This window comes from Romboutsia sp. 1001285H_161024_C4 (assembly GCF_015550185.1).
GTDB lineage: Bacteria > Bacillota > Clostridia > Peptostreptococcales > Peptostreptococcaceae > Romboutsia_C > Romboutsia_C hominis.
Genome location: NZ_JADNAJ010000002.1, coordinates 361,328 through 377,371, shown reverse-complemented (window position 1 = coordinate 377,371; position 16,044 = coordinate 361,328). Strand labels below are relative to the sequence as shown.

The window sequence follows — 16,044 nt, the reverse complement described above, 5'->3', positions numbered from 1 at the left end:
ATTATAACTATTGTTAATGTAATACTTATCATTAAGTATTTATTGTTGATCAAATTTTTTAAATAATTTTTCACAAACATCTACCCATCCTTTCGTACCAAGGTGCATAACATCCCTTAAGTAATACTTTTCAGTTTCTTTGTCTCTTAAATCTATAACATCAAAACCTTTTTGTTTTGCCATTTTCTCTGCTTTATCATAAAAAGCATGTCTTTCTTCTCTTGATATTCCTGTTAAGTTATAGAACTTGTCCATAGCTGGAAGCATAACAACTACTGGCTTTATTCCTAAATCTTTACATACTGATAATGTTAACTCATAATCATCAAATTCTCTTGATTCTAATAGATTAACATAATCGTATCTACCTTTCATTTTATCTAGGTTTTTACCAAAGTTTTTCTCATAGTACATTTTGTCTATACATAAATCATTGTTTCCAACTCTTTTTTTAGCATCTTCAATTGCTTGTTTTGTTTCATTTTCCCAGTTAATAGGCTCTCCTTTTTTAACTTCTTTTTTCTCAGGAGCTCTTAATAACTTTCTAAATAACATTCCCTTGTCTTTTAACACTACTTCAAATTGTCTTGCTTTAAAGTAAGGGTGTAATATAGTCTTTTCTACTTTTGAAATGAATGAATCACTAATATATAACTTTGCATATACAGCTTCTGGCTTAAACTCTCCAGATCCAGCTAATAGCTCAATTGTTCTTTTTGCAAACTCCTCTTTATTTTCCTTTGATATTTCAGGATTTTGTAAAAAGGCATAGAATTGAACAGGTGAAAATCTACCTTGATAATGTTGAGGTGTAACACCTTCTTTATCCATAAACCACTGCATAGAAAGTAGTAATACAACTTTTTTATCTTTTATATTAGGGTCTGTACTCCCAATTATAGTTGCATCTTGTAAATTTTGAGTATATGCCTTCCCTATTGTAAAAACTCCATTTTTACTTCTATGTGTATTGAAATAGTAAGTAGGATGTTGCTTTGTAGCAAGTCCTAACTCTGATGATCCTATCATCATAATATCATTTTGCTTTAAAAGATGATTATTTAATATAATTCCCTTATCCTTTTCCGAGCTTAGAGGATAATTCATTACAGGAATTAAGTCTTTTTTATTTAATAGGTCTTTTATTTCATGATCTAAGAATTTGTCTAACCCAAATAAAAATAATCCTCCTATTAATACCGGCACAATGAAATAAGTTATTTTTTTCATATTTCTCTCCTCTAATTTAATCGTAATACCTAACTATTTTATTACTTTATCGACATATATTCAATAACACTTTTGTAACTTTATGTTTTTTTAAGGTATTTTTAAGGTTTTTTTAAATTATTTTTAAAATCATTTTACACTTAAATATTTTATTTTTAGCATATTTCAAATAAGAAATATAAGTTTTTTATAATTTTTCTTTTAGTTAGTAAAAATTTGCATATCAAAAAAGTATAGATATATATCTATACTTTTATCTTTTGTATTATTTTTTTAGTTTTTAATAGTTTTATATAAAAAAACCTTAATTATTTAAGTTTAGTTATTTTTCTAATATTTAAATACTATATTTATATAGTTAGTATTTTTGTTATCAATAAATATATAAATATATTTTTATTATAATGTATAATTTAATTTTTTAATAATTTTGTAACCTAATTTTTTTAAATTCTATCAATTTTGTCATTTATAATATTTCTAACTTGAACTTCACTTATGCCAAATTTTCTAGACAGTTCCTTGTAATTACCATTAAAATCTTTTTTCATAATTTTATTCCTAACAGGTTTAGTAATACTACTTTCATTAGGAATGTATACGCTACTTCCCCCAGCAAACTTAACAAGCTTTTTAAAGGAATCTATTCCAATAACATCAGCTAAATCCTTAATAGACTCTGGTAAATCATCTTTAGTCAAATAATCTAGCATAAAATAGCACCTCCACCTTTAACTTAAATTATACTTAACTTTCAATATTTTTTAATATACTTCCTTCTATTTTTAATTATAAAATACAATACCCTACGTCGTGTTTTCATACATAGGTATTTAAATTTTTTTATAAAAAACTTTAATTTCTATTAAAACTCAAAATACCTATACTTATTATCAAGAACTACAAAAAAGGGGGAATGATTATGGCAGTAGTAGCAACTAAAAATCTATCAGGATTAAAGTTAAGATTTGACTGTGGTATGGATGATGTAACTGGAAAGACAAAGGTAAAAAGTAAAACTTACTCTAATGTTGACCCAGAAGCAACAGATGATGATGTATATGCTGTTGGATCTGTTATAGCATCACTTCAAAATAATACGTTACTTGAAGTAGCTATAATAGATAACACTACATTATCAGAATAGGTTATTAAATTATATGGAGGTGTATTATGGAAATTACAAAGAAATTATTAATGAGCTTTATGACAACATCAGGAAAAAAAGTTTCTATATCAGTAGATGACCCTAGAGAAAATTTAACTGAATCAGAGATAAAAACAGCTATGACTACTATACTTTCTAAAAATATATTTAAACCAGGTGGAGAAAACTTTGCATCTTTAGTAGAGGCTAAAGTTGTTGAAACTGGAACTACTGAGTACGACTTGGTTTTATAGTTAATAAGGCTATGCTATTTTTAGCATAGCTTTTAATTTATTGAAAGGATGTGTTTTTATGAATTCTGAATTACAAAATCTTATAGCTTCTGTTGGCTTTCCTATAGCCCTTAGTATGTATTTGCTTGTAAGGATTGAAGGAAAGCTTCAGGTTCTATCTGATAGTATTAATGAGTTATCTAAAAATATAATAGGAATGAAATAAATGAGCTGTAAAATACAGCTCATTTGTTGTTTATATTAAGTTATCATAAAATCAACTTCTATTTACTCATGGCCTACTTTAAACACTTATCTACTATGTTTTCTACTATAATCATATACTTTTCAATTGACTCTATAAACTCTTTAATTGTGATATTTTCATCTATTGGTATATTAATAGATGCTATCGTGTTAGACCCGTTGTAAGGTTTTATATTACTATCTCCAAGCTCATGAATTTCATTATGTACTAAACCTTTTACATAATCTCTTTTAGTTATATATTTTTGATAATCTTCTTCATTTGTTTTTTCTATTAATCTTTTTCTAGGTATATATGGTCTAGGTTCATAATGTAGAGGTAATGTCATCTTTTTATTAAAAATATCAAAAGATGCTTCTAGATGTATATCATAACAATCTTTTGTTATTTTATAAGTATTATTTATAAATCGTGCTTCCTCTTTTCCTATCCAACTATCTTTAGATAGTTTTGCATAATAACTTAACCTACCATTTCCACCTGCCTTTCCAATTTCTCTAACACTTAGTCCACTTTTACCGTTTATATTTTTTACTATATTTTTAAACTTTATAAATGCCCTAGTTTTATCTTCTTCATTAAAACAACTATCTATAAGTTTATCATATTCATTAATATCTAAATCTTTATAGAAATCTTTTAATATTGATACAAAATCACAATATACTCTTTTTAATACTTCATCTTCAATATCTACGTCTACATTTTCAATTAAATCTTTATATGTTATGTTTTTAAATTTATCCCCAGTAGGTATTTGTTCAGGAATTAAAGTTAAAAATATAAACTCTGTTGTTAAATCTTTATTTTTTAATTCCAATAACTTATTATCTACTAAATCCTCTATACATTTTTCATCTGAATACCTTAAAGTTTGATTAAACCCTTCATCTGCCTTTAACTTATTTTCCACTATTAATAATCTTGAATCTTTTTCATTTTCTAATGTTACGATTATATCTGGAATACCAGCTGATGTTGCTATTCTTGTATAAGCCTTAACTTTAAAATCTGATGGATTTTCTATATTTAAAATATTTTTAATAAATGAGTTTCTAAATACTTTAGATTCATTTATTAATCCAACTATTAAGTTGCTTATTATATCTTCTTTGTACGTTATTCCTAATAAGTTTACTATATTCATTTTATCCCTCATGTTTTATAATTTATAAACAATATTTATTTTTTAACTGTAATATTATACCATATTTTATATTTACCTGAATCGCAAATGAAAATATTTACAATTATTCTAATGTATATCCATACTTTTTATGATTTATAATTAAGTCTAAATCATCTAATATATTTTATTCTAATTATTTATTTATAAATTTTTTGTATATTAATTCCATTTTAGGGCATACTTTAAATATCCTACTAAAATAAATCCATTATTATTTTTTATTCTTTTTATTTAATATAATTTTCACTAATTAAAAAAGACAGGCATCGGAAACCTGTCTTTTTTATTACTTAAATTGTTTATTTTTGCTATTTATAATAAATTAAATTCTAATAACCCGAACCATCAATTTTCCAATTGCCTGCTTTATTATCTCTTATCAATGTCCATTGATAGTCTGTGTATGTGGTATTTGGCTCTAAAACAGGATTATCACCAGAGCCATCAACATCAAAATCTGATAGTAAAACAATAACATTTTCTCCCTTAGCTCCATTTTCCAAACCACGTCCATATTCTAAATAAGCATCAACCCAATGATTAGATTTCTCTTCATCATACCATATCTTTGTTAAAGTAGATCCTTCAAAACTAAAATTATCTTTAACACATTTAATTGCATTATCTATTTCCTCTTTAGAAAATTTAGTAGATTCACTAACTTCAATTTTAATATCATTAGATACTTTTCCTTTATTACAGCTAACTAATGAAAATATTGATAATATAAAACAAAGACATATAATAAGTTTTTTCATATAACTCCCCTTTTATTTAATAATTTTTTATTACTATTATTTTACATAATTTTGTAATATATCTCAATTTTCATATTATATAAACTTAGTTTCTCTATCCCCTAATTCTATAATTAAGCTTCTTTCCTCTAATCTCACAAATATAATCACCACACATCTCAACAATCCTACTGCCAATAGCCTCATCAATATCCATAAGCTCACTAACTCTCTTTTCACAGCTTACAATAACAGGCAAATTATTAAAATACCTATGATTTACAATCTCAAAAATAATATTAACATCACTATGGCTTATCCTCCCTTAAACAAATCATCAATCAAAAGAACTCTAGCATTTTTATACCTATTCATAACATTGTTATAATAAACTTCATCCATAATATTTTGCTTAAGCCTAGTTATAACATCTCTATAACCCATATACACAACACCAACACCACTATCCATAAGCTCATTACAAATAGCAAGACTTAAGTGAGTCTTACCAGATCCTACTTGTCCTAAAAACATAATAGAATTTCCTCTATCATTTTCAATTTCATTAAAAAACTTTACATAATCACTAGCCTTTTTATAAGCATCCATTAGAATCATATCTACTGAGTAGTCAAAGTTATCAAATCTTTTATTTCTAAACTTTTCACTTATTCCACTCTTTTTTAAAATATCTTCAGCTTCTCTAACTTTTCTACAACTACAAGGAACTGCTACACCATCATTTATAATAAAAGTCATATCTCTACACTTATAACATCTATATTCTTTTAAGTTCTTCTCTGAACTTTCTAAGTTGTTCTTCACTTGGCTTTTTATAAAATACTCCATCCTCTTTTTCATATTTTGTGGTACATTTAAATTTTTTAGACTCATTTTTATACTTTCCATCACTACCACCCCTATTTATCTCACCATCTCTATATTTTTCTTTTTCTTTTTGTTTTTCTTTTTGTTTTTCTTTTTCCCCATACCCATACTCAAAGTTATTTTCTACTTTAGTTATGGGTATAGATACACTATCCATAGTGGTAATATTTTTATTTTTTATGTCTATAGCGTATCCATACCTATGACATTCTTTTAAAAATAAATTTATAAGGTCAATGCTTTTAATATCTAAAAGTTCTTTTTCTACGCATTTTTTAACCTTTGGACTTACCACCTTGTTGTGCTTAAGCCAGTTCTTAATAAAAATCTCCTTACTTTCCTCACTATAAATAATTTTTCCATAGTCCTCAAATCTTTTAAGAAGCTTTTCTACTGTTTCTCTGTTGTATCCTGTTTCTGTTTCTATAATCCTTTTAGGTAATTCATATATCCCACATTGGCTAGTCTTGCTATTTGTCATAAGGTAAATATAAAAATATTTCTCCTCTGGTGTTAAATCAAGTACAAAACCATCTTGCCAATAATCTATGTGTATATGCCTATAAACTGCCATATTAATCCCCCTAATTTTAAGCTTTTAAATCCATAATTAATTTTTCCTTAAATTCTAAACACTCTTGATGTAGTAGTTTTCATGTACTTTTTAGCTAAATCAGGATGTTCTTTTTTTAATCTTTTAGAATCTAATATATTTTTACTTTGCTTTTTCCAACTAATTTTTCTATCCCCAATGTAAGCTATTTCATACTCTTTCATTTGACTTTGTATATATTGTTCTATAGCCTTTTTCTCACTATCTAACTCTTTTATAAGACCTACTACATCATCATATCTATTTAAGTAATTTTCCTTTTCAAATAGTATTATCTCTTCTTCTTTGCTTTCTTTATAAAGGTTTTTAAGTACCTTTGAATAATCATCACTTCCATCTGGTATTGGGATATTATCTCCTAGTACACACTTTTCCCAAAACATTTTCTCTAACTTCATAATATCTTCTATTATTTCTTCATCTCTATCAATCTTATGAATAACCAAATCTTCATTACCTATAAGTGCTGCTACATAACAATGAGTAGCTCCTGTAACTGCCATATAATGATAACATTGTACTTTATAATTAATTGGCACCCCATTTTTCCATTCTCCTTTAAAATAGCTTCCACTTACCTTGCACTCTAAAAATGCTTTTTCTCCTACAATAGCTCTATCAATATTTGCTATTGCAAATGGATATTTATCATTTTTAAGTATCCCATTAATATTTCTGACTTTCTTATTAGTTTTTAAGGCAAATTCCTTAGCTACAAAATCCTTTAACTTATTACCTAGCTCTATTTTGTAATTTGTATAAATAGTATCTTCAATATGTTGTGTATTTTTATTTAATATACTATTTATAGTTTTATCATCTGTATTGTTTATGTTATTTTTTATATAGCTAAGTTTTTCTAAATATACACTTACAGAGCTTTTGTATGGATTAAGCCCAACTACACTAGATGCATCACTTCCACCTATACCTTTTCCCCTTTCCTTTAACCACTCATATTTACTCATTTTCTTTGTATTATGAGTTATATTAGCCTCTAAAAATTTTCTCATTAGTTTATCCCCCTTTATATTTATTTGTAAGTTTTTTCCTAGTAATATATAATACTTCTGAGGTGATTATTTGAAATTAACTGATAAACAGCAATTTATAATATTTTTATTACTTGCCATAGGTTTAAGTACATTTGATGCTATATTTTTACCTAATACCAACTTTAGTTCTTATAATTTTCTAATTAGCGTATTTGTTGTAATTATATTAATTAGAGTACTTTATAAATTTTTTAAAGATTTTAAATCATTTACAAAAATAGATATACTAGGATATATAGTTGTTTTTATTATTGGTTTATCTTTATTATTTACTGTTAATACTTAATATGGTTAATTTTAACCATTATTTTTTTATCTATTTGTAAGTTTTTTCTAAAAAATATTTTTGACCTTTTCCAGTTATAAGTGTTGTTGTGGATATTATTTCACCTTCACTTGTATTTAAAATGCTTTCAGATACTTTAAAAAGCCCTCTTTCTATATACACTTGCTTTGGCATGTTCTTTTCTTTACCACTTTTTATAAGATATCCATTATCTCTTAACATACTAAATAGTCTATTTCTTCCTATTTTTATGTTATTGTTGTTTAGTATTTTAGCAAACTGTCCTATTGTTATAGCATCTTCACTTGTAGCTATAGTTTTTGCAAAATTTACAAGTGGCTTATCTAGTTCTATAGTTTTTTCAAGCTTTCTAGCCTTTTTCTCTACTAACATTCTTTGATTTCTTTCTTCCTTTAACTTAGTTACCATTTGTATTATAAAGTCTGGATTTTCTAAAGCTTTTTCAATAACATCTTCATTCATATAAGCTCCATTTTTTCTAATAGAAGGTATTACTTCTTCCATTATCCACTTTTCAAATCTTTTTGCACTAGGTAGTTTTGACCTAATAATTAATCTATACACATTACTTTCATCTATAAATTTCTTTCTAACAAATTGTATTATTTCACTTTTATTATCTCTAAAACCAGTAACTACCCCCACGTCGGAAAAAATTACCCCCTCTTTTTTACAATGTCTTATTATTGCATCTCTAGGATTTACATATCCTAATATCTTAGCTATTCCTATAGCCTCTATATATTCCTTGTTATTTACTACTATTACATTTATTTCTCCAAATTCCTTATTAAAAAATACCTTTAAATCTCTCATATAAATCCCCTTTGTATATATTTATTATCATTTTTTTATAATTTAGCTATTTTTATTACCTTTTGGTAATATAATAAGTAAAAATTTTTGTATAACTAATTCTCAATATCTAAATTTAAAAATATCTCATTTACTTCTTTAATATTAAGATTTAATACCTTACTTATTTTTACTACTTCCTCTAATGAAAAATCTACCCTTCCATTTTCTTTAAGATTATAAGTTTTTGTATTCATCCCCATCATATTTGCTACTTTAACTTGTGTTAATCCAAATAATGCCCTTTTTGATTTAAGTATTCTAAGTCCCATTATTTTACTCCCCTATCTCTATTTTATTTTTTTATGATAAATATTTTTTTGCTCCTTTGTAACTAAATATTACATCCATATTTTGTAAGTGTCAATTAGTTTTTGGTAATTTTATTATACAAATTATCATTTTTTTTAGTAATTTGTATATTTTGTATATTTTTATTACCGTATGTACATTTTTATTTCCTTTTTAATAACACTGTGATATTATTAAAATATAACTAAATAATGTTAATTTTAACCAAAGGAGCGTGAAGAATTTGGAGACTATTGCACAGAGAATTTCTAGAGCTAGACGTTATTTAAATTTAAATCAAAAAGAATTAGCAAAAAGAGCAAATATAACAGAAGCTAGTTTATCTAGATATGAAAATGGATTAAGAGAACCAAAATCTGCCGTACTTTCAAGACTTGCTGATGCACTTGAAGTGTCTACTGACTACTTACTAGGCCTTACTGATGAAAGAACTTATGATGAATGTGATATAACTAAAAAAAGTGAAAAAGATATTAAAAACATATTAGAAAATGCTGAAGAAATGTTAAAGCAAGATGGATTAATGTTTTGTGGTAAGCCAGCTTCTAAAGAAGCCATAGATGGGGTTTTACAAGCTATTAAAATGGGGATGCTTTTAGCTATAGACAAAGAAAAGAATAAATAGTAATAACTTTTAATTTTTTGAGCGAAGCGATTTTTGAGCAACGGACGAAGTCGTTGGCGACATGAGCAAAGCGATTTTTATGAAGGGGAGATTAATTTTGAATTTAAAATATATAAAAGAAAAAGTGAGAATTCTAAAGAAGTATTATCCAGGATATAGTGCATTAGAATTACTTCATCAATTTAAAGTTGTTACTTCTTGTTTTGATGATATTTTGGGGACTGACTTACCTGAGGGGTGTTATTTTAAGATTGGTAATACAAAGTATGTACTTATAGACCCTAATCTTTCTGATGAAGATAAAAAAAGAGTTTATACTCATGAACTTGGACATGTACTACTTCATCCAGATATAAATACTTTAGAGGTTGAAAAATATGATCCGATTCTTTATGAAAAACTTGAAAAGGAAGCTGATACTTTTGTAGCTGAGTTTTTATTAGATGATGATGTCTTTATGAAATACTTTACTGGTTGTAATTATAAAATAGCAAATCATGAAAAAATACCTGTTAGGTATGTTAATATCAAAGTAAATAATTTAGATAAATCTGTTAAAAAACACTATGAACAACTTTTTGCTACAAATTCTCACTATGTTTCATATTAAATAATATTGGTAATACTTTTTACCAATTTATTTTTATGCCTAATTTTAGATATTTATAAAAATTTTTTAAATAAAAAAGAGCAATATTTCTAATGCTCTATTAGTTTTAGTATATTAAATTTGACCCTCTTCAATTAACTGAGAATGTGTATTATCTATCATAATTTTTATTTTACCTCTATACATAAGTTTAAATATGCCCCACGCTATAATCCCACCTAATGTATTTAATATTAAATCTTCAACATGAACAACTCTTGTATATGTAAGTCCAAATATATTCATAACTAACTGAGTTAACTCTATTGATAATGATATTAAAAAAGTTATCTTAGTAGCGGATTTTAAATCTCTTGATTTTTCACTTTTTGCACATATATACAGTATAAATGGCATTAATAAAATTAAATTTCCAACTATATTTCTTATTATACTTCCAAGGTAATTTGCACCTTTAAAATAATCTATAAATGGAACTATGTTTATATTACACCTTTCTATAAAGCTTAATTCCTGTAAATATGGAGACATTTCACCTATAGTTATAGGTAAAATAGTTATTCCTATAAGTAAAAATAAATATATAACAAATAGATTAGTTAAAATTTCATCCCCAATGTTAAATTTAATCCCCTTTTTCTTTCTGTTCATTAAGATTATTATTCTTGCAATTATCCATATTGGTAATCCAAAAATAAATAATCCACGCAGTTCAAATGAATACATATCTTACTCCCCTTCAACTATTTTCCAAAATTTACAATACTTAATATACCATGATTGTAAATTTATATCAATTAGGTCATAAGAATATTCACTTGCCTTTTATTGTTTCAAATAATTATTTTATTTCTTTTTCAAAAATAATTTGATAACAATATGATGCTTGATATGGTGCTATACCAGTATTTTCATTTACTGGAACAATAACTTGCTTTAATCTCCATCCATTTTTTACTTCTTCTTGAATAGTATTTTTACATTCCTCAAAAGTATCACCAGTTTTAATATTCCATCCTTTTTTTAATGGCACTTTTATAAATTTATACTCATACATATAACTTCCCCCCCCCCCTTTATTTAATTATAGCAATTGTTACAGGTAATATATAACAATAAAATAGAAGCAAATGCTCCTATCTTATAAAATAATAGTATCTATTTAAATTTATATAATTATTTAGTCTCTTCATATACATCACCTCCACCACTTTATAATATATATTCTATACAGAAATTTAACTTTCTCAACTATATAATTATTCATATATAATCCCTATGAACAAAAATACCAGGCTTCTTGTACAGATTGCCTATGTGTGTACTTTCTAAATGTAAATTTTATCCATGAATTGTATGATTATAGTGATTTGCCGGAATATATTTTTATACAAAAGTTAAAGAAACTTAGACTGTCTATTAGATTATCTCAGTATGAGCTTGGTAATAAAGTTGATATGCAGCATAGTATGATTGAATTTTATGAACGTGGTGAGTTTTATCCTAAATTAGATTCTATGAATAAACGCTCTATGATACTAGATATTTTTTATGTAGCAAGGATACTCTAAATTCTTATCTGAATCATCTCATTTTTATGATAAACTTTTTTATTGAAGAATTGAAAACAATTTAAACAAAAAATCTGCTGCTAAATTGATTGATATTTATGAAAGTGAGTATAGTCTATGGGGAAAAGATATCATAGTGAACATTTCAATATACTACAAAGTATATAAAAATTTATTAAAACATGATTTAATATAAATTTACAGTACTAACATATAATAAATATTTCATCTTTAGTTAGTACTGTAATATTCATTTACTTACATACCATTGAGATTCTTCTTTTACCCACTCTTCTTCTAAAAATACATTTTCATATGGATTTTGTATAATTATTGGTATGTAATTTTTATTTTTTATTTTCCCTAATTCCACTAGATATAGATAATAGCTGTTTCCTTTTTCTTTTGCAACTCTAACTTCATTATTACTCCAATAAAATCCATAATCTTTAGTTATGCTCTTTACTTCTATAAAGCGATCTATGGATTTACTCTCTTCATCATTAAATGATATTATGTCATATCCTGCACATACGTCTATATCTGATATACGTCTTATTTTATTATTATATTTATTTTTTTCTAATCTTACTTTTTCATATTCAACTACATACTCTTCAGCTCTTTCTCCATTAATATCATTTAATTCTAATTTCTTTTTTAATTCTTCTAAAGTGAATTTTTTATGTATTATTTTAATTTTACTTTTAAAGTATGATACATATTTTTCATCTACTACAAGTAAACTTTTTACGTCTTTATGTTCCTTTAAAATATCTAACTCTATCATTATATTTCTTAAACCGCTATATATGATTGGTATAGACACTTTTTTTAAAGTTAATGATTCATCAATTACGTCAAATCTAATATTTTCAACCCCAACTATATCTATAAAACCTTCCTCTATTATTTTTATTAATAATCTTTTTGATATAATGTTTGATAATGGCATATCTATTCTATCTATATTTATTTTCTTTATTAAATCTCCATCTTTATTAATTAATTCTAAGTATTTAAGCAACGTTATTATACTATCAACTGGTATAGATAAATTTTCTCTATTACATATACAATGTATAAAAAGGTTCTGTCTATCTATAGGGCTATTTATGCTATTCCAAATATATTCAATGCATCTTATATTTCCAAAATTACTTATTTTACTTAGCTCTTCTAACATAATCGTCAATCACCTTTTTAATATCAGATTCAGAAAAATCATCTTGCAAATTATCAAAAAGAGGTATATTAGAACTTTCTATGATAGCTTTAAGCCTTTTTTCCTTAAATTCTAATCTTTCATGAATAGTTTCATCTATTGTATTTTTTGATAGTATGTAATAATAATTTACCTTATCATTAATATCTAATCCTAGTCTATGTATTCTGTCCTTGGACTGTATAAAATTTGCTGCATTAAAATTGCGCTCTAGATAAATAGCATTATGACACGCTTTATGTAAAGAAATTGACTCAGAAACAGCAAATGGATTTGCTATAATTACTTTAAATGATGATTGCGGATTATGAAATTCCTCTACTATAGATTCTCTAGTATCAACTTCAATAAGGCTATCTGTTTCTACTGGAGTCTCACCATATAAACATTTACACTCTATACCATTGCTTTCTAGATATTCATATAAAGACCTTAAATTACCTATATATACAGTCCAAATTATAACTTTTTCACCTTTATTTATGATATCTTTTACAAGCTTTAATGTTTCTTTAAACTTATTTGGAACTAGAGATTGATATCTTTTTATTTTGCTAATTATTTCATTATCATCAATAAATAAGGTATTATCAATTCCTATATCTTTATAATACTGCTCTAATGGTTTATTTAAAAGTGATGGATTTGTTGCGACTTGCATTAACCTAATTAATCTTGCCTTAGTAAATTGACATAAAATATTTTTATCATCTTCTCTTAAGGCTTTTATATACTTATTTTCTATAGATGTATATATTTCTCTTTGTAAATCATCCATGTCTACTAAAATAGGTGGATTATTTATTGGCTCCGGAATTTCTAAATCTTCTTTTTTTATTCTTATAAAAAATGGTTCTATGCTCTGTATAAAGTCTTCTACTCTAGGATCTTTAATATTTTTAGACATATTTTTTAGTTGATTAACACGATATTTGATTATCTTCTTATTTGGCCATATAAAATTATACAAATTATATAAATCTTCATATCCATTTGGAGCTGGAGTTCCAGTAAGTACAACTCTAGACTTTGCATATTTTGCTAGATTAAGAATAGATTTTGCTATAATCCCAGCATCTACATTTGTATTTTTTATTTTATGAGCTTCATCTAACACAATCATGACCTTGTTTGTCTTAAGAAAATATATTAAATCATTAATTATTCCAGGCACTGCTTGATATGATATTAATGTTACCTCACAGTGAGATTTAGAGTATAAATAATTTAATTTATCATCTTTTGCTACTCCTCCAGATAATACCTTTACTGATGGTTCTTTATTAAAACATTCTATATATTCTTTTTTCCACGGCCCAAAGCAGCTCAATGGGCCTATTATAAGTAATTTATCAACATTCTTTAATTCATCTTTTGTTAAGCTCTTTAAATAACAATATGCTCCGTAAACAATACTAGTCTTTCCAGCCCCCGGTACTGAAAAATTGCATGCATTTTGAGAAAATGCTAAATGATATGAGGCTAATAATTGTGTCGGTCGTAAAATTCTACCTCTTAAATTATCTTCAAGTACTTGGCAAAATTTTTTAAATTGATTTTTATCACAATTATTATTCCTAATTTCATATGCATTTTTAGTAAATTTCTTAAAAGCTTCTTCATTATTTATAAAATCTTGTAGTTGTTTTATACTTTCACTAGATAATTTTATGTCTATATTATATGTTTTTCCGCTTTGTATAATATTTTGTAAAATTATATCCTTATTTTGCAAATCAAACGAAATAATTATTTCTTTTCCATTTTCTTTTCCATTGAGAAAGCTTTTTACATGTCGTATAAATCTCTTTTCGTTACCTTTTTTCAAATCAGATATATCATATAAAATAAAATTATTTTCAATAGTTTTTAAATTTATACTAATCATGATTTAACCTCTTACTATTTATCTGTGACTTATAGTTAGTTATTAAATCACTTATTTTATCTAAATTATTTAATACTTCTTCATCATTATAAAATGATTCTATATTAGTATTTATCTTATTCAATGTTGATAAAGCCTTTAAAATTAATTTTTGAGGTTCATTAGCTCTTTTTATATTTATAATCTCTTCATAACTATCATCTATATTATTTTTAAGTTTCTCTTTTACTTTTGATTGCCAATCAAGATCTCTAGATTTTAATAATTTAGATAAGTCCACATCCGGGTTGTCTTTCCTTATATTTTCAACTGGCTCTTCCTCATCAGATATAACGTCTATCTTGTTAAAATGTTCTTCTTTAAACCCTCTCCATACTTTTTCATCAGAAAATATACTCTCTTTATTTGTATTGCCAATCAGTCTAAACTCTTTACCTTCATATTGAGCTCTTATATAATCAAAACAAATCTCTTTTAAATCACTTATATCTGTATCTTCATATGCCCAATTAGTATCTGTTTTTCTATTAATATATTTTTTTATATAACTAGATAAATCTTTAAGCTGTCCCTCTTTTTTATCAAGCATAGTATAAATTCCGCTATACCCATATTTATCTAAATATTCATCCATTAAATTTAATATATATAACATATTTTCTACATCTGATTTTTCTTCAGTCATCATACTTGCTATTTCAACTTCAGTAAACCCCTCATACTTTAAATCTCTACATTTTAGATATTTTTCTATAGGATTATAATCTAGTTTTTCATCTTGACCCATTTGATATGTTGTTTCTAATTTCATTATTTCTTTTTTTGTAGCATTATTAGGTAAAACTATAGCTATAAAATATTCACAGTGGTCTACATTATGTTTAATTGATTCTCTCTTATCATATATCTTATTTAACAAACTTGCTCTTCTATTTCCATCGATTATAACCCCATCTGCAGTGACTATTCCCCATTGTTGTTGTCCATTAATTATTAAACTATTTTCTGTTTTTTTATTTCTATCCTCCTTAGACTCCCATAGAAACTTTTCTATTATCTTGCAATCTTCATTTTTTTCAGGATTTAGTGAATGATTTTGAACCTCAAATGATTTGACTGCTGAACCTATTCTTCCATTATACTTATTATATACTAGATATTTTAATGGAATTTTATATGCATTGAATGTTTGTATTTCACCTTCATACCTCAACCTCACACCTGTTATATATGCATTTGATTCATTTTCAGTTATCTTCTTTATTTCTTCTCCCCTTAATTTTGCATCCAT

The 16,044-nt window shown here is 25.5% G+C and carries 20 protein-coding genes; 6 read left to right on the top strand and 14 right to left on the bottom strand.

Going from position 1 to position 16,044, the window contains the following annotated elements:
* Positions 1-39 precede the first annotated feature (39 nt).
* Together dltD and I1959_RS05350 are read right to left on the bottom strand one after the other, a co-directional pair.
* Positions 40-1,230 carry a D-alanyl-lipoteichoic acid biosynthesis protein DltD gene (gene dltD, locus I1959_RS05355; protein ID WP_195237319.1) on the bottom strand — a complete coding sequence of 397 codons (1,191 nt, stop codon included), beginning with the start codon at positions 1,228-1,230 and terminating at the stop codon, positions 40-42.
* A gap of 446 nt (positions 1,231-1,676) precedes the next feature.
* Positions 1,677-1,943, bottom strand: a complete 267-nt coding sequence (locus I1959_RS05350) for a Mor transcription activator family protein (protein ID WP_195237317.1) — start codon at positions 1,941-1,943, stop codon at positions 1,677-1,679.
* 209 nt (positions 1,944-2,152) lie between these two features.
* On the opposite strand from I1959_RS05350, the gene I1959_RS05345 reads away from it, so the two are divergent.
* The 3 genes from I1959_RS05345 to I1959_RS05335 are packed head-to-tail and all read left to right on the top strand — an operon-like array spanning position 2,153 to position 2,836.
* A complete protein-coding gene (locus I1959_RS05345) occupies positions 2,153-2,377 on the top strand; it encodes a DUF1659 domain-containing protein (RefSeq protein WP_195237315.1) in 225 nt (74 codons plus the stop codon).
* Positions 2,378-2,403: 26 nt separating this feature from the next.
* The gene (locus tag I1959_RS05340) at positions 2,404-2,631 is read left to right on the top strand and encodes a DUF2922 domain-containing protein (protein WP_092924693.1); all 228 of its coding nucleotides are present in this window, start codon (positions 2,404-2,406) and stop codon (positions 2,629-2,631) included.
* 58 nt (positions 2,632-2,689) lie between these two features.
* The gene (locus I1959_RS05335; RefSeq protein ID WP_092924691.1) at positions 2,690-2,836 is read left to right on the top strand and encodes a YvrJ family protein; all 147 of its coding nucleotides are present in this window, start codon (positions 2,690-2,692) and stop codon (positions 2,834-2,836) included.
* Positions 2,837-2,909: 73 nt separating this feature from the next.
* On the opposite strand, the gene I1959_RS05330 is transcribed toward I1959_RS05335, so the two are convergent.
* From I1959_RS05330 to I1959_RS05310, 5 genes are all read right to left on the bottom strand, one after another.
* Positions 2,910-4,025, bottom strand: coding sequence for a hypothetical protein (locus I1959_RS05330; protein ID WP_195237313.1), 1,116 nt, complete (start codon positions 4,023-4,025; stop codon positions 2,910-2,912).
* A gap of 371 nt (positions 4,026-4,396) precedes the next feature.
* Complete coding sequence (locus I1959_RS05325; protein WP_092924687.1) at positions 4,397-4,825, bottom strand: DUF4829 domain-containing protein; 429 nt, start codon at positions 4,823-4,825, stop codon at positions 4,397-4,399.
* Positions 4,826-5,119: 294 nt separating this feature from the next.
* The gene (locus I1959_RS15460; protein ID WP_330615166.1) at positions 5,120-5,629 is read right to left on the bottom strand and encodes an ATP-binding protein; all 510 of its coding nucleotides are present in this window, start codon (positions 5,627-5,629) and stop codon (positions 5,120-5,122) included.
* Positions 5,583-6,266, bottom strand: a complete 684-nt coding sequence (locus I1959_RS05315) for a replication protein (RefSeq protein WP_195237312.1) — start codon at positions 6,264-6,266, stop codon at positions 5,583-5,585. Before I1959_RS05315 ends, I1959_RS15460 begins: the two co-directional genes overlap by 47 nt.
* A 47-nt stretch (positions 6,267-6,313) precedes the next feature.
* On the bottom strand, positions 6,314-7,318 hold the full coding sequence (locus tag I1959_RS05310; RefSeq protein WP_195237311.1) for a YqaJ viral recombinase family nuclease: 1,005 nt from the start codon (positions 7,316-7,318) through the stop codon (positions 6,314-6,316).
* A 70-nt stretch (positions 7,319-7,388) separates the two neighbouring features.
* Between I1959_RS05310 and I1959_RS05305 the strand changes: the two genes are divergently transcribed.
* Positions 7,389-7,646 carry a hypothetical protein gene (locus I1959_RS05305; RefSeq protein ID WP_092924681.1) on the top strand — a complete coding sequence of 86 codons (258 nt, stop codon included), beginning with the start codon at positions 7,389-7,391 and terminating at the stop codon, positions 7,644-7,646.
* A 30-nt stretch (positions 7,647-7,676) separates the two neighbouring features.
* Here the strand turns inward: I1959_RS05305 and I1959_RS05300 are convergent, their stop codons facing one another.
* Together I1959_RS05300 and I1959_RS05295 are read right to left on the bottom strand one after the other, a co-directional pair.
* Entirely contained in the window at positions 7,677-8,483 is an 807-nt protein-coding gene (locus I1959_RS05300) for a phage antirepressor KilAC domain-containing protein (RefSeq protein ID WP_092924679.1), read from the bottom strand.
* 95 nt (positions 8,484-8,578) lie between these two features.
* Positions 8,579-8,794: a helix-turn-helix transcriptional regulator gene (locus tag I1959_RS05295; RefSeq protein WP_092924677.1), complete on the bottom strand. Its 216-nt coding sequence runs from the start codon at positions 8,792-8,794 to the stop codon at positions 8,579-8,581.
* A 263-nt stretch (positions 8,795-9,057) separates the two neighbouring features.
* Between I1959_RS05295 and I1959_RS05290 the strand changes: the two genes are divergently transcribed.
* Together I1959_RS05290 and I1959_RS05285 are read left to right on the top strand one after the other, a co-directional pair.
* The gene (locus tag I1959_RS05290; protein WP_092924675.1) at positions 9,058-9,459 is read left to right on the top strand and encodes a helix-turn-helix domain-containing protein; all 402 of its coding nucleotides are present in this window, start codon (positions 9,058-9,060) and stop codon (positions 9,457-9,459) included.
* Positions 9,460-9,556: 97 nt separating this feature from the next.
* Positions 9,557-10,069 (top strand): ImmA/IrrE family metallo-endopeptidase, encoded by a 513-nt coding sequence (locus I1959_RS05285; RefSeq protein ID WP_166505799.1) that lies wholly within the window; start codon positions 9,557-9,559, stop codon positions 10,067-10,069.
* Between the two features lie 114 nt (positions 10,070-10,183).
* Here I1959_RS05285 and I1959_RS05280 read toward each other — a convergent pair whose 3' ends face one another.
* The 5 genes from I1959_RS05280 to I1959_RS05260 form a co-directional block, all read right to left on the bottom strand.
* A complete protein-coding gene (locus tag I1959_RS05280; protein ID WP_166505800.1) occupies positions 10,184-10,795 on the bottom strand; it encodes a VanZ family protein in 612 nt (203 codons plus the stop codon).
* A 115-nt stretch (positions 10,796-10,910) separates the two neighbouring features.
* Positions 10,911-11,126, bottom strand: a complete 216-nt coding sequence (locus I1959_RS05275; RefSeq protein ID WP_166505801.1) for a DUF4177 domain-containing protein — start codon at positions 11,124-11,126, stop codon at positions 10,911-10,913.
* 764 nt (positions 11,127-11,890) lie between these two features.
* Positions 11,891-12,826, bottom strand: coding sequence for a DUF3883 domain-containing protein (locus I1959_RS05270; RefSeq protein WP_195237310.1), 936 nt, complete (start codon positions 12,824-12,826; stop codon positions 11,891-11,893).
* Entirely contained in the window at positions 12,807-14,753 is a 1,947-nt protein-coding gene (locus tag I1959_RS05265; RefSeq protein ID WP_195237309.1) for a DEAD/DEAH box helicase, read from the bottom strand. The genes I1959_RS05270 and I1959_RS05265 overlap by 20 nt, the downstream gene beginning before the upstream one ends.
* Entirely contained in the window at positions 14,746-16,044 is a 1,299-nt protein-coding gene (locus I1959_RS05260; RefSeq protein WP_195237308.1) for a hypothetical protein, read from the bottom strand. The genes I1959_RS05265 and I1959_RS05260 overlap by 8 nt, the downstream gene beginning before the upstream one ends.

Coding starts and splice junctions, on each gene's coding strand:
- dltD (WP_195237319.1), bottom strand. CDS start 1,230: ATGAAAAAAATAACTTATTTCATTGTGCCGGTATTAATAGGAGGATTA.
- I1959_RS05350 (WP_195237317.1), bottom strand. CDS start 1,943: ATGCTAGATTATTTGACTAAAGATGATTTACCAGAGTCTATTAAGGAT.
- I1959_RS05345 (WP_195237315.1), top strand. CDS start 2,153: ATGGCAGTAGTAGCAACTAAAAATCTATCAGGATTAAAGTTAAGATTT.
- I1959_RS05340 (WP_092924693.1), top strand. CDS start 2,404: ATGGAAATTACAAAGAAATTATTAATGAGCTTTATGACAACATCAGGA.
- I1959_RS05335 (WP_092924691.1), top strand. CDS start 2,690: ATGAATTCTGAATTACAAAATCTTATAGCTTCTGTTGGCTTTCCTATA.
- I1959_RS05330 (WP_195237313.1), bottom strand. CDS start 4,025: ATGAATATAGTAAACTTATTAGGAATAACGTACAAAGAAGATATAATA.
- I1959_RS05325 (WP_092924687.1), bottom strand. CDS start 4,825: ATGAAAAAACTTATTATATGTCTTTGTTTTATATTATCAATATTTTCA.
- I1959_RS05315 (WP_195237312.1), bottom strand. CDS start 6,266: ATGGCAGTTTATAGGCATATACACATAGATTATTGGCAAGATGGTTTT.
- I1959_RS05310 (WP_195237311.1), bottom strand. CDS start 7,318: ATGAGAAAATTTTTAGAGGCTAATATAACTCATAATACAAAGAAAATG.
- I1959_RS05300 (WP_092924679.1), bottom strand. CDS start 8,483: ATGAGAGATTTAAAGGTATTTTTTAATAAGGAATTTGGAGAAATAAAT.
- I1959_RS05295 (WP_092924677.1), bottom strand. CDS start 8,794: ATGGGACTTAGAATACTTAAATCAAAAAGGGCATTATTTGGATTAACA.
- I1959_RS05280 (WP_166505800.1), bottom strand. CDS start 10,795: ATGTATTCATTTGAACTGCGTGGATTATTTATTTTTGGATTACCAATA.
- I1959_RS05275 (WP_166505801.1), bottom strand. CDS start 11,126: ATGTATGAGTATAAATTTATAAAAGTGCCATTAAAAAAAGGATGGAAT.
- I1959_RS05270 (WP_195237310.1), bottom strand. CDS start 12,826: ATGTTAGAAGAGCTAAGTAAAATAAGTAATTTTGGAAATATAAGATGC.
- I1959_RS05265 (WP_195237309.1), bottom strand. CDS start 14,753: ATGATTAGTATAAATTTAAAAACTATTGAAAATAATTTTATTTTATAT.
- I1959_RS05260 (WP_195237308.1), bottom strand. CDS start 16,044: ATGGATGCAAAATTAAGGGGAGAAGAAATAAAGAAGATAACTGAAAAT.